Origin of the sequence: Pseudoalteromonas luteoviolacea DSM 6061 (genome assembly GCF_001625655.1) — a bacterium.
Taxonomy (GTDB): domain Bacteria; phylum Pseudomonadota; class Gammaproteobacteria; order Enterobacterales; family Alteromonadaceae; genus Pseudoalteromonas; species Pseudoalteromonas luteoviolacea.
Genome location: NZ_AUYB01000109.1, coordinates 29210 through 41813, shown reverse-complemented (window position 1 = coordinate 41813; position 12604 = coordinate 29210). Strand labels below are relative to the sequence as shown.

14 protein-coding genes are annotated in these 12604 nt (G+C 39.6%); 10 read left to right on the top strand and 4 right to left on the bottom strand.

Translation table 11 applies throughout. The features are described 5' to 3' along the window. Window positions 1–91 precede the first annotated feature (91 nt). The 6 genes from N475_RS14885 (at window position 92) to N475_RS14865 (ending at window position 3151) form a co-directional block, all read left to right on the top strand. The gene (locus tag N475_RS14885) at window positions 92–589 is read left to right on the top strand and encodes a rhomboid family intramembrane serine protease (protein WP_231102544.1); all 498 of its coding nucleotides are present in this window, start codon (window positions 92–94) and stop codon (window positions 587–589) included. Between the two features lie 139 nt (window positions 590–728). Then, window positions 729–1328: a recombination mediator RecR gene (gene recR, locus N475_RS14880; protein WP_063359236.1), complete on the top strand. Its 600-nt coding sequence runs from the start codon at window positions 729–731 to the stop codon at window positions 1326–1328. Window positions 1329–1640: 312 nt separating this feature from the next. Further along, complete coding sequence (locus tag N475_RS14875; protein WP_142049516.1) at window positions 1641–2012, top strand: hypothetical protein; 372 nt, start codon at window positions 1641–1643, stop codon at window positions 2010–2012. 90 nt (window positions 2013–2102) lie between these two features. Next, window positions 2103–2231: a hypothetical protein gene (locus N475_RS26210; RefSeq protein ID WP_264373378.1), complete on the top strand. Its 129-nt coding sequence runs from the start codon at window positions 2103–2105 to the stop codon at window positions 2229–2231. Window positions 2232–2253: 22 nt separating this feature from the next. After that, complete coding sequence (locus N475_RS14870; protein ID WP_063359238.1) at window positions 2254–2805, top strand: hypothetical protein; 552 nt, start codon at window positions 2254–2256, stop codon at window positions 2803–2805. A 1-nt stretch (window position 2806) separates the two neighbouring features. Continuing rightward, on the top strand, window positions 2807–3151 hold the full coding sequence (locus N475_RS14865; protein WP_063359239.1) for a hypothetical protein: 345 nt from the start codon (window positions 2807–2809) through the stop codon (window positions 3149–3151). Between the two features lie 340 nt (window positions 3152–3491). Here N475_RS14865 and N475_RS14860 read toward each other — a convergent pair whose 3' ends face one another. Beyond that, a complete protein-coding gene (locus N475_RS14860) occupies window positions 3492–3944 on the bottom strand; it encodes a helix-turn-helix domain-containing protein (RefSeq protein ID WP_063359240.1) in 453 nt (150 codons plus the stop codon). A gap of 187 nt (window positions 3945–4131) precedes the next feature. Between N475_RS14860 and N475_RS14855 the strand changes: the two genes are divergently transcribed. Together N475_RS14855 and htpG are read left to right on the top strand one after the other, a co-directional pair. After that, on the top strand, window positions 4132–4434 hold the full coding sequence (locus N475_RS14855; RefSeq protein ID WP_081216105.1) for a helix-turn-helix transcriptional regulator: 303 nt from the start codon (window positions 4132–4134) through the stop codon (window positions 4432–4434). A 232-nt stretch (window positions 4435–4666) separates the two neighbouring features. After that, the gene (gene htpG, locus N475_RS14850) at window positions 4667–6583 is read left to right on the top strand and encodes a molecular chaperone HtpG (RefSeq protein ID WP_063365506.1); all 1917 of its coding nucleotides are present in this window, start codon (window positions 4667–4669) and stop codon (window positions 6581–6583) included. A 48-nt stretch (window positions 6584–6631) separates the two neighbouring features. Here the strand turns inward: htpG and tpx are convergent, their stop codons facing one another. Further along, the gene (gene tpx, locus N475_RS14845) at window positions 6632–7219 is read right to left on the bottom strand and encodes a thiol peroxidase (RefSeq protein WP_063359242.1); all 588 of its coding nucleotides are present in this window, start codon (window positions 7217–7219) and stop codon (window positions 6632–6634) included. Between the two features lie 191 nt (window positions 7220–7410). Between tpx and N475_RS14840 the strand changes: the two genes are divergently transcribed. Next, window positions 7411–8415: a response regulator gene (locus N475_RS14840; protein ID WP_063359243.1), complete on the top strand. Its 1005-nt coding sequence runs from the start codon at window positions 7411–7413 to the stop codon at window positions 8413–8415. Window positions 8416–8419: 4 nt separating this feature from the next. After that, complete coding sequence (locus N475_RS14835; protein WP_063359244.1) at window positions 8420–9391, top strand: sensor domain-containing diguanylate cyclase; 972 nt, start codon at window positions 8420–8422, stop codon at window positions 9389–9391. Window positions 9392–9769: 378 nt separating this feature from the next. Here N475_RS14835 and N475_RS14830 read toward each other — a convergent pair whose 3' ends face one another. Together N475_RS14830 and N475_RS14825 are read right to left on the bottom strand one after the other, a co-directional pair. After that, entirely contained in the window at window positions 9770–11278 is a 1509-nt protein-coding gene (locus N475_RS14830) for a SpoVR family protein (RefSeq protein ID WP_063359245.1), read from the bottom strand. Window positions 11279–11295: 17 nt separating this feature from the next. After that, the gene (locus N475_RS14825; RefSeq protein ID WP_063359246.1) at window positions 11296–12582 is read right to left on the bottom strand and encodes a YeaH/YhbH family protein; all 1287 of its coding nucleotides are present in this window, start codon (window positions 12580–12582) and stop codon (window positions 11296–11298) included. Window positions 12583–12604: the final 22 nt, after the last annotated feature.

Below are 12604 nucleotides of genomic sequence, written 5' to 3'. Positions count from 1 at the left end.
TAGATGATTTAAAGACAAACTTCAGTTAAATATGAAAACGTATACTCTTTTCCCTCGCAACTTTTGGCTTATTTTATACTCATCAGCCATCATGATATTGCTTGTTTTATTAGATTTAGTAGGGGTACCTGTAAAATCTTTTGGCATAGTTCCACAAAGTGAATCACATTTAGTGGGTATTGTGACTGCCCCGTTTATTCATGATGGGTGGTCACATCTCAGTGGCAACCTAATAGGTTTGGCTATCAGTGGGTATTTGATGAGCCAACAAAGTTATTTTAAGCGTGCTTCTATTGCAATTATATTCCTCGAAGGCACCTTTGTATGGCTGTTTGCTGGCGATGGAAACCACATTGGCGCATCTGGAGTGGTCATGGGCTACTATGGGTTCTTACTCGGTACCGCCATTTTTAAGCGAAATTTGGTTGGTGTTGTAAGCTTGGCTGCTTTAGTAATTTTGACTCATTACGCCAACATCAGCTTTTTTGCGACCTTATTAGACTTCTCAGAGCAAACAAGCAGTGAAGGTCATATATTTGGCTTTTTAAGTGGGTTGGGGGTTTCGTATGCTTTGAAAAGGGCTGCGTAAAGCCGTTTATTTTGACAAGCTTAAATTTGAATCAAATAGAGCTCAGGTACGCTTGAATTCTTTCATTCAAAGGATGAATCACTTATTATCGCAGTCTAGCAAGTTAAATTTGGTGCCAAGGCACCGACGTTGAGGATATATGCAGTTATCACCTAAATTAGCGGCTTTAGTAGAAGCATTGCGATGTTTACCAGGTATTGGGCCTAAGTCTGCTCAGCGTATCGCTTTTCATTTACTCGAGCGAGATCGGGATGGTGGAGCGCAGTTAGGGAATTGTTTATCGCAAGCTATGCAAAGCATTGGACATTGTGAGTCATGTCGCACTTTTTCAGAGACACCAATTTGTGATATTTGTGAAAGCGTAAAGCGCCAAGATAGTGGTCTACTTTGTGTTGTTGAATCACCTACAGATGTACTGGCTATTGAGCAAACGGGTCAATACACCGGTTTATATTTTGTATTAATGGGTCACTTATCACCGCTTGACGGAATTGGTCCGCAAGAAATTGGATTAGATGTGTTGCAAACAAAGCTTCAGCAAGGAAACATTAATGAAGTAATTCTTGCAACAAATCCAACGGTAGAAGGAGAAGCGACTGCCCATTACATCGCAGAGCTATGTAATAATCTTGGTGTCAAAGCATCGAGAATTGCGCATGGTATGCCGGTAGGAGGAGAGCTGGATTTAGTAGATGGAATGACTCTGATGCATGCATTTTCAGGAAGAAAAGCGCTTTAAGGATAAAAGTTGGGAAGTTTTTAATTTTCAAATTTCTTCTTATTTAACCTTTACCCCCTGCCAAAAGTCTTATAGTCACCTCTAATTTGCAAGTATTTTTGTTTACAAATTGTAAAGTTAGAGGTTGCAATTCTAATAAGGGGAACATATTATTTTACAGTCGGCTTATTTACGGATAGTTACTTTTGATATCTGTAAGAAGGCGGATTGCTGCCTTGGTTAGACTTAAGTCTGTTGCGGTTGCTTAACTCTCGGTATGACAATAATCACTTGTAATATATTACTTTATTAGACACAAACAAGGTAAATTCTGTGACAATGCTTATCGCTGCTATATTGCTTTATATTCTGGCGGTTGCTATTTGCTTAACGGTAATAGTAAAAGGCCATGATTTAAATAGTATAGAGAAAAAGATAAAAAAATTGATAGCAAGGGACTCTGCTGATAGCGAGCAAGTGATCACTAAAAAAGATTACTATCAAGCGTATGAAATAGTAGATGATTTGGGAACTGTGCTAGAATGCAACAACGACATGGTCAAATACGATGGCGTTAAGAGTGTGTTTAGACGCGTTGAAGAGTTTAGAAGCCAAAAACAACCTTTGAGTAAAAGAGATACTGATGAGGTTGAGCAAGAGTGCCAAGCTGATAAAAAGAAGAAAGGGCTTTGGGTGGTAAAGTAGTTTACAAGTTTCATAGCCTTTATGTTGAAATCACATCAGAAACTACACTCTCGCATTTGTTAGAGGGGAAGTTAGGTTTAAGGAATAGAAATGAAGAAGAAAAACAGTTTTACTAAAAGCTTAAGAACCATAACGAAAAATGAACTGTGCAAAATTAATGGCGGTGCAGATATTGGTAAAAACCCTCCTATGAGTACTTGCCAGCTTAAAAATGCCTAATTAGGTTTAGTTGTATTTCTTTATGAATGAATTTTTAGACTTAGTCAGCTGGGTGTTGAGAGCACTCATGTTGATTATTGTCGTTTATATACTTCACTGTTTTAAACAGTATAGATTTAGCTTACTTTTTGGTGGTAGCGATAATCTTAAAACGCGTGCGGATCATGAGCTTCACTCTTGTTTCTTAACTGCGTTAGTAACGACAGTTTTCTTTATGCTGTTTCAACAACTTCTCGATTATATAGAGACGCTACCTATTGAAAGAATGGCATTGCGGCAAATTTATTATTTTATAGCTGCTTGTGCTTCTGCTTCTATCATTATCACCCTCACATTATTACATGCAGTTAGGGGGTGCACTTTCTCGCCAGTGGCAAGGTATGTTTGTTATTTACAATTTATAGCTATGGTGCTAAAAACAGTACAGTTAATTATCTATGGCTATTGGAATATAACGTCCTTCAGGACAGGATATTCTTTGTCAATTTTGACGATCACAATTGTGCAGTTTGTTTTGGTGGCTAAGTATCCATTTAAGATCTTCATGATAAATAAGTTTGCCAAGGAGAGCTAATATGCCATTACTAATAGTTTTGCTGTTGATTTATTGCTTAGTTATTTGCTTTCTACTGGCTATTGTTATTAATGGGCACTCTTTAACTGGTTTCGAGAAGAAAGTTCGTTCGTTTTTAGTCAAATCTAAAGAGGAAGCTGAGGTACCAGACGAGTTGTATAACAAAGCGTACGAGATTGTTATGGACCTTGGTGAAGCTCTAGAAAACGAAAACGATATGGCTAAGCATGATGGGGTACAAATGGCTTTTAAACGCGTTGAAGACTTTAGAGATGATTCTAAAGAGTTTAACTATCAATCCCAAAAGTCCACAGAGACTAAGCCTAACCTTAAAGTGGTAAAGTAATTATCATCTTTGATTGCTCTTAGCATATAGTATTTTAAGCTAATCGCTATATCCTGACCATTACATATACATCTATTAGTCCGCCAGTGTACACATCGTATCAAATTATAATATTGGGTGACTGCAAGCTCTGGTTAAAGCACATATCTTTATATCGTTGCCAGAATAGTTACCGTAAAAAAGTGCAGTTGAAATCCGAGTGATCAACCTGAAGGGTAATTGATATTCACAAAATCATATGATTTTGTCATGTTACCTAGATTTCTACTTAACTAGATTTCTACTTAATTGGACTAAGTTAGGCAAAGTAAGCTTGTATTTTATGTTTAAGAAAGTGACGTTAGCCGACTTTGTTTGTTGAGTTGATCCCACGTTTGTCTAAAAACGGTTGTAAGTCCCTTAACAATATTTTACCGCAGTTTTCGAAGTTTACTTCTTTGCCACGCTTAAACCATCCTAAATGGCAAATAAAAAGTAGGCTCTCTTTTGCAGCTTTGAGAAATTGAGATTCAAAATCTTTATCGTACGATTGGGTCATATTTTGCGACTGGTTGGATTGGGTTGAAGTGGTCGCATTGGGTCTTTCTTGTCCAGTGATCAACCAGCAAGCATGTTTTTCAGTCAACGGGTGTGAAAAAAACTTTTCGATTACTGATAGAGTCGGCTCTCTCTCACCCTTTTCATATTTGCGATAAGAGGCGGTAGGTATATCTAATATTTCAGAAAAACTGATTTGTGACTCTTCTAAGGAAACCCTAAGTTGTTTCAATCTTGTTGCAAAAGATGTTGACATATAACCCAATCCGATCAATTATTTACTCAGTTGACCCAGATAGACTACATTAAATGAATTGAGTTGTCTAATTGGGTTGGGGTTAATTTAATCATTTTTTCTTACATAAAGTTATTTTAACTAGTGTTGGCAGTTAAGTTCTTTACTTTAGTGTTAGTAGAATGATGAAAATAGATATGGATATGTTATGAGTGTAATCTCTAGAAATGAACGTTCGCGCAAAGCGCAAACACAAGATGCTAAACGTTATATTCAAATGACAATACGCAGATTGCGTCAAGACATGAATTTAACACAAGCTCAGCTAGGAAAAAGTCTAGTTACGCCAGTTGATCAGGCCACCATTTCAAATTGGGAATCTGGTAAAACGGAATTATCAGCGTCTCAACTACTAGACGTTATGATGTTGTTCGGCAAGCCTAACTTCCTTATGCTTTTAGAGCAAAGCGATGCTTCCGACATGGCGTTTACAGAGCGAAAATCAGCATAATAACCCTGACTCTGTTTAACATGCCACCGTACTGCACTGGGTTTTGCCGGGTACAGTACGGAGAGTAGTTACCTTGTATGGCACGTTGTGCCGAATATCAGCAAATGTTTCGCAAAAAAATTTAGTTTCCCTCTTGAAAATCCTTTTCACAACACAATATACCTAACCATAACGTTACGAACATAATGACAGTGCCATTATTTAGCACACTATAACGATTAGGGTATATCGAATGTCTGACATTAAAAATAAAGAAAACCATCAGTTTGGAACAGATGTAGGTAAACTTCTTAACCTCATGATCCACTCATTGTGTTCGAACAAAGAGATTTTCCTTCGTGAGCTAGTGTCGAATGCATCAGATGCTGCTGACAAATTACGCTACTTAGCTCTACAAAATGGCGACTTATATGGTGGTGATGCAGAGCTGAAGGTACGTGTTAGTGCTGACAAAGAAGCAAAAACAGTTACTATTTCAGACAATGGTATCGGTATGTCTCGAGAGGAAGTAATTAACTCTTTAGGTACTATCGCTAAGTCTGGAACAGCTGAGTTTTTTCAAAATTTAACGGGTGATCAAGCTAAGGACTCTCAGTTAATCGGCCAATTTGGTGTTGGCTTCTATTCAGCGTTTATCGTTGCTGATGAGGTGACTGTTCGCACTCGCAAAGCTGGCGAGGACGCGGCAGTTGAATGGCAGTCGAAAGGCGAGGGTGAATACTCGCTAGCGGATATCCAAAAAGCAGAACGCGGCACGGAAATAGTGCTTCACCTGCGTGACGATGAAGAAGAGTTCTTAGATGAATTCCGTCTTCGCTCTATCATTACTAAATACTCAGACCACATTTCGATCCCGGTAGAGATGTTTAAAGCACCTGTACCAGAGTCAGAAGGTCCAGACGGTGAGAAAATTGAAGCACAACCTGGTGAGTGGGAAGCAATTAACCGTGCGACGGCTCTATGGACACGTGACAAATCAGAAATTTCTGAGGATGAATACAAAGAATTTTATAAGCATGTAGGGCACGACTGGGAAGAGCCTCTAACGTGGGCACACAATAAGGTTGAAGGTAAAACGGAATACACCAGCTTACTTTACATTCCTAAAAAAGCACCTTTCGACTTGTGGAATCGTGATCGTCAAACTGGCTTAAAGCTATATGTTCAACGTGTCTTTATTATGGATGATGCTGAACAGTTCATGCCGAGCTACCTACGTTTTGTTAAAGGCCTATTGGACTCGAATGATTTACCACTAAATGTATCTCGTGAGATTCTACAAGATAACAAGATCACACAAGCTATTCGCAAGGGCTGTACCTCACGTATTTTGAAGATGCTAGATCGAATGGGTAAGAATAAGCCTGAAGAGTATCAAGTATTCTGGAATGAATTTGGTCAAGTGATCAAAGAAGGCCCAGCTGAAGATGCTGCGAATAAAGAGGCGATAGCTAAATTACTTCGCTTCAGTTCAACAAATACAGATGAGAGCACACAGAATGTATCTCTAGAGCAATACGTTGAACGTATGAAGGAAGGTCAAGATAAGATCTACTATGTTGTAGCTGACAGCTTTGCAACAGCTAAGAGCTCTCCACATTTAGAGATCTTCCGTAAGAAAGGCATAGAAGTGTTACTAATGTCTGATCGTGTTGACGAATGGATGATGGGTCATTTAACAGAGTTTGATGGTAAACAGTTACAGTCAATCACGCGTGGCGATTTAGATCTAGGTGACTTGGAAGACGAAGAGTCGAAAAAAGCACAAGAAGAGAGTGAGAAAGAAGTTGCTGGCTTAGTAGAGCGCATTACAGAGTCGCTAGGAGATAAAGTAAAAGAAGTTCGCTTCACACATAGACTTACAGATTCTCCAGCTTGTGTTGTCGTAGATGACCATGACATGAGTTCACAAATGCAAAAATTGATGGAATCAATTGGTCAGTCTGCACCTGAAAGCAAGCCAATCTTTGAACTTAACCCAGAACATCAGCTAGTGAAACACCTAAATGATGAGCAGGATGAAGACAAGTTTTCACAATGGTCTGAAGTCTTATTAGATCAAGCTTTACTTGCAGAGCGCGGAAGCTTGAAAGACCCAGTAGGGTTTGTGACGCGCTTAAACAAGTTGATGCTTGATTTGAGCAAATAACTGATTAAGTACTAAAAAGCCAGCTAACGCTGGCTTTTTTATATCCAATTAAAGCGCCTTTAAAGATTCAATGGCTGCCTTATAATTTGGCTCAGATGCTAAGTTACCAACCAGTTGCTTGTATTGAATGCGATGCGCTTTGTCCAGTACAAAAACAGCGCGACTTAGTAAGCCCATATCCTTGATTAGTAAGCCATACTGCTCACCAAAATCACGCCACACAGAGTCTGACAAAGTTTTCACCTTGTCTACACCTTCCTGCTTACAGAATCGTTTTTGTGCGAATGGTAAGTCGGTGCTAATGGTTAGCATGACGACATCAGGATAGTCGCTTGCAACTTTTTCGTTGAAATACTTAGTTTGCAGACTGCAAATGCCAGTATCTAAGCTTGGAACAACACTAATCAATACAGCTTTACCCTCATACTGTGATAATGAGACAGGAGTGAAATCTGCATTTACCACTTTAAAGTTAGGAGCTTGATCTCCCACTTTGACTCCCGAGCCTAATAATGTGACTGGCTTGCCTCCGGCAGTTACTTTACCTTGGTCCAGCTGGTTTTCAGGCTGATCGGCATTCACCGAAAAACAACTCGTGGCAAATAACATCGTCGCCAAAAAAGAGACTCTACGCATAACGTATTCCTTTTTAAATTTTTCGCAATTCACGACAGTGTATTATACTGATTTTATATAACCAAGCTTTGGCAGTAATTTGGATTGTAAATTAGTCATGCATTGATTAACATATTTATTCATAACGCTGCTGTGTAATAACTATAATTAGAATTCTTGGGCAAAATTCACCCAAGTAATAGAGAGCTTTTATGTCAACACCCATCCTAATATGCGATGACTCTAAACTTGCACGTAGGCAACTAGCCCGCTCTTTGCCTGATGACTGGGATATAAAAGTTGAGTTTGCAGAGCATGGATTGGATTGTATAGAAAAAATTAAGGAAATTTCCCCTGAAATTTTGTTTCTAGATCTCAACATGCCGCACTTGGATGGATATGGCGTATTGCAAGCTATCCAAGAGCAAGGTTTGAACGTGTTAACCGTAGTCGTGTCCGGAGATATCCAACCGAGTGCTCATCAACGTGTGATGGAGCTGGGCGCGATTGATTTCATACGAAAACCCTGCGACGCGCAAAAGCTTGAAGAAATCATTACCCACCATGGTATTAAAGATAAAGCGATACGTGCTAATTTGGTTCATAAGCTTGGAGAGCAATTAGAACCAGAGATAAGAGATATTTATCAAGAAATCGCTAACGTTGCGATGGGTCAAGCTGGTGATTTACTGGCTAGATTATTAAACGTATTCGTTGAGCTACCCATTCCTAATGTGAATGTCCTTGAAGTCAATGAACTGCATATGGCATTGCAAGCAATTGATGCAAACGCGACGACCTCAGGGGTGTGCCAAGGGTTTATTGGTGGTGGCGTGTCGGGTGAGGCGTTATTGCTACTAAATGATTCAAGCTTCAAAGAAATTGCGTCTTTAATGAAGTACCAAGGGGAGCTGAACCAGAAAGTTGAATTAGAGCTCCTAATGGATGTGAGTAACATTCTGATAGGTGCTATTCTCACTGGATTGTCACGTCAATTAGATATGCCATTTAGTCAGGGGCACCCTGTGGTGTTGGGCCAGCATTGTGAAGTGTCAGAGCTCGTGAAAGCAAACAAATCCAGATGGCAAAGAACACTTGCGATCGAAATAAGCTATGGAATTGAACACCATAATATTAACTGCGACTTAATGCTGTTGTTTACAGAGGATTCTTTGAAAACGCTGAAATACAAAGTTGCTTACCTATTAGACGACTAGAATTATGCCTGCTTCTGATTTTGATATGAATGAAATCCATTGGCTAATGGATATGTTTAACACCGTAGATGTTGGTCTGGTTGTACTAGATAGAGACTATCGGGTGTGTATTTGGAATGGCTTTATGGAAAACCACTCTGGTCTGTTGCCTAGTGCAGTGAAGGATAAAGACGTCTTTGATCTATTTCCTGGCATTGACGAATCGTGGTTTAGAGGAAAAGCAGAGCCAGTCTTTGTGCTAAAGAATCGCTCTTTTACCATTTGGGAACAGCAGCCATATATATTCCGATTCAAAAACTATCGGCCCATTACTGGTAAAGCGGAATATATGTATCAAAACGCAACCTTCATTCCATTGACAACCGTAACTGGAGAAGTGGGTCATATCTGTGTGATTCTGTACGATGTTACTGATGAGGCAATGAACAAGCTTGAGCTTGAAAAAGCAAACAAGACTTTAGAAGAAATGAGCCGAACAGATGCACTTACAAAATTGTCGAATAGAGGGTTTTGGGAAGAGTCTTTAAGAAAAGAGTTTAAACGACTAAAGCGTAATCACGGCTGTAGCACTTTACTCATGTTTGATATTGATTTTTTTAAGCGAATCAACGATGAATATGGGCATAGCGGTGGTGATGAAGCGATTAGACATTTATCAGACTTGTTGAAAAAGACATTACGAGAAACTGATATTGCGGGTCGTTATGGCGGTGAAGAATTTGCTGTCACTTTGGTCGACACCGACGCAGAGGGCGCCATGATATTCGCGGAAAGGTTACGCTGTATGATTGAAAACTCTGTGATTTATTACGACAAAAAAGAAATTAAATTAACGGTAAGTCTTGGTATCGCCAGTTATGATGAGTCATTTAATAAACATGAACAATGGATAGAAGCTGCGGATGCTGCCCTTTATCACTCGAAAGAAAATGGCAGAAATAAAGTGACTATTTACGAGCCTTCTATGTCTCAATAGATAGTTTGCAAATTGAAAGAACCAATACAAAGGGCTTGGAGTTAATTTTTCAAGCCCTTTTGCTTTTGTCAGCAATATTGCATTGTTATTGTTAATGATGTAGAAGCTCGAGATGCCACTGCAAAGTTAGTTTTAGTATATCCTGATATCTTAGACTCACACTCTGGCGTCTATTTTTTAAACTGAGTAACTACATATCTTGACTAAGGCAAATAAAGGTAGAATTAAGCTATGCAAATGAGAGTGGGCAGGGGCGGCTGAACGTGGAAGTTGTATGGGGTCTATCAAAGTGGGAAATGAAGTAAGTAGTATTACCTTAGGATTTTATATTGGGGCAATTTAAAGCCACCTTTGATCCAAGGTGGCTAATTGATTTTACTAGTCGCTTTCAGGTGATTCTAAGGGACACTGGCCTAATAGTGTTATGCTGCCGTCGTCTTCGAGTTGCTCTAAGCGTACTTCAAAGCCCCAGAGTCGATACAAATGCTTCAAAACTTCAATTTTGGACTCTGCCAAAGGAATTTTGTCCTGAGGAACATACCTTAGTGTAAGTGAGCGGTCACCTCTAACGTCGACGTTATATACCTGAATGTTTGGTTCATTATTACTTAGATTATAATGTGCTGAAAGGCTATTTCTGACTTTTAAATAACCAGTTTCATCGTGTATTGCACTTACTTCCAAATGAGGAGAAGATTCCTTGTCCATAATCGTAAACAGCTTAAAATCTCTGATGATTTTAGGAGACAAGAACTGACTAACAAAGCTCTCATCTTTGAAATTTTCCATCGCAAAGTGCAGAGTATCTAACCAATCTTTGCCAGCAAACTCAGGAAACCAATATTTGTCCTCATCTGTAGGGCTTTCACATATCCGGCGTATATCTACCATCATATTAAACCCTAGTGCATAGGGATTGATCCCCGAGTAGAATTTGCTGTTGTATGGAGGCTGATAAACTACATTGGTGTGGCTTTGCAGAAACTCAAGCATAAATGCATCACTGAGCTTACCTTCATCATAGAGGTGATTAAGTATCGTATAGTGCCAAAACGTTGCCCATCCCTCATTCATAACTTGCGTTTGTCGCTGAGGGTAAAAGTACTGAGAGATTTTTCTTACAATACGGATTATCTCCCTTTGCCATGACTCGAGCAACGGGGCATTCTTTTCAATAAAATACAGAATATTTTCCTGAGGTTCTGAGGGAAACTTAGGCAGATTTTCAGTATCTTCTTGTTTATTTGTGGGAATTGTTTTCCAGAGTTCGTTGACTTGGGATTGTAGGTAATCCTCTCTTTCCTTTTGCCTTTTCTGCTCCTCAAACAAAGAAATTTGCTGTGGCCGTTTATAACGATCTACGCCGTAATTCATTAACGCATGGCAGGAGTCTAATAAGTTCTCAACTTCTTCGATACCGTACTTTTCTTCACACTGAGCAACGTAATTTTTTGCAAACACCAGATAGTCAATAATTGACGATGCATCTGTCCAAGTTTTAAATAGATAGTTGCCTTTGAAAAATGAGTTGTGGCCATAACATGCGTGAGCCATGACTAGTGCTTGCATAGGAAGTGTATTCTCTTCCATTAGGTATGCGATACATGGATCAGAGTTAATAACAATTTCGTATGCTAGTCCCATTTGGCCGCGTTTATAGTTTTGCTCAGTTTGAATGAACTTTTTTCCATATGACCAATGAGCATAGCCTATCGGCATACCCACACTAGAGTATGCATCCATCATTTGCTCAGCAGTGATCACTTCGATTTGATTAGGATATGTATCAAGTCGATAGTGCTCTGCGACACGTGCAATTTCGGCCTGATACATTTCAAGCCTTTCAAATGTCCAGTCTGGACCGTCATTTAAAGGGTTATAGGTCATTTGCGCTTCCCCTCTGATTATGCTGCACCTTGCTGTTTTTGGCGGTTTTTCTTGAACAGTTCGCGGAAGATTGGATAAATATCCTCAACCGAACGTATGTGCTGCATAGCAAAATTATTATAAGCTGCAGATAAGCCTTGATACTCTCGCCATAAACTTTGATGCGCCCGAGTCGTGATTTCGATATAGGCGTAATATCTGACCACTTTCAATAGTTTGTTAGCCAAAATATCAGTACAGTGTGGCGAGTCATCAGCCCAGTTATCGCCATCTGAAGCTTGCGCTGCATATATATTCCAGTCACCCTGGGAATAACGTTCTGCGACTATTTCGTCCATTAGCTTGAGAGCGCTGGAAACAATCGTGCCGCCAGTTTCTTGCGAGTAAAAAAACTCTTGCTCATCAACCTCTTTTGCCTGTGTATGATGACGAATATAAACCACTTCTATGTCTTTATATGTACGGGTTAAAAACTGATACAACAAAATATAAAAGCGTTTCGCCATATCTTTTGTTGCTTGATCCATTGACCCAGATACATCCATCAGGCAAAACATAACCGCTTTGCTGGTGGGATGCGGCCTTTTTTCATAGTTTCTGAACCGCAAATCATAATTGTCTATAAACGGCACAGCTGCAATACGCTTTCTCAGAGTTTCAATCTCTTCTTCAAGCTGTTGTATTTTTTGCTGAGGCGGAACAGGCTCAGCTAATAACTCCGCTAATTCCTGTTCAAGCTCTTTGAGTCGAGACCGCTTACCAGCAGTCATTGCTATTCGACGAGCAATGGAGCCTTTTAAAGACCTTACAATATCAAGGTTACTGGGCATCCCATCATTGCAAAACCCTGCTCGATGGGTTTTCATTTGCACTAGTTTATCTAGTTGGCTTTTCTGTAAATTGGGTAATTCAAGATCTTCGAAAAGCAGGTCAAGATATTCATCTTTTGATATAGAAAAAACAAAGTCATCTTGTCCTTCGCCTTGATCACTGGCGTTACCTTCTCCTGCTCCTCCACCCTGTCCAGATGGAGGGCGTTGAATTTTATCACCCGTCGTAAACTGATCATTACCCGGGTGTATATGTTCTCTATTTCCACCTTTACCTTGGTGGAACACGGGCTCACTGATATCCCTCTGTGGAATAGAAATACTCTCGCCACTACTGATATCAGTTACGCTTCTTTTGTTAATGGCGTCAGAAACCGCTTCCTTTATTTGTTTTTTGTAGCGCCGAATAAACCTTTGCCTATTCGGCGTACTTTTGTTCTTCCCATTCAATCTTCGATCGATGAAATGTGCCATAGACCACCCTCCAATCGCTAAG

Coding starts and splice junctions, on each gene's coding strand:
- N475_RS14885 (WP_231102544.1), top strand. CDS start 92: ATGATATTGCTTGTTTTATTAGATTTAGTAGGGGTACCTGTAAAATCT.
- recR (WP_063359236.1), top strand. CDS start 729: ATGCAGTTATCACCTAAATTAGCGGCTTTAGTAGAAGCATTGCGATGT.
- N475_RS26210 (WP_264373378.1), top strand. CDS start 2,103: ATGAAGAAGAAAAACAGTTTTACTAAAAGCTTAAGAACCATAACGAAA.
- N475_RS14870 (WP_063359238.1), top strand. CDS start 2,254: ATGAATGAATTTTTAGACTTAGTCAGCTGGGTGTTGAGAGCACTCATG.
- N475_RS14865 (WP_063359239.1), top strand. CDS start 2,807: ATGCCATTACTAATAGTTTTGCTGTTGATTTATTGCTTAGTTATTTGC.
- N475_RS14860 (WP_063359240.1), bottom strand. CDS start 3,944: ATGTCAACATCTTTTGCAACAAGATTGAAACAACTTAGGGTTTCCTTA.
- N475_RS14855 (WP_081216105.1), top strand. CDS start 4,132: ATGAGTGTAATCTCTAGAAATGAACGTTCGCGCAAAGCGCAAACACAA.
- htpG (WP_063365506.1), top strand. CDS start 4,667: ATGTCTGACATTAAAAATAAAGAAAACCATCAGTTTGGAACAGATGTA.
- tpx (WP_063359242.1), bottom strand. CDS start 7,219: ATGCGTAGAGTCTCTTTTTTGGCGACGATGTTATTTGCCACGAGTTGT.
- N475_RS14840 (WP_063359243.1), top strand. CDS start 7,411: ATGTCAACACCCATCCTAATATGCGATGACTCTAAACTTGCACGTAGG.
- N475_RS14835 (WP_063359244.1), top strand. CDS start 8,420: ATGCCTGCTTCTGATTTTGATATGAATGAAATCCATTGGCTAATGGAT.
- N475_RS14830 (WP_063359245.1), bottom strand. CDS start 11,278: ATGACCTATAACCCTTTAAATGACGGTCCAGACTGGACATTTGAAAGG.
- N475_RS14825 (WP_063359246.1), bottom strand. CDS start 12,582: ATGGCACATTTCATCGATCGAAGATTGAATGGGAAGAACAAAAGTACG.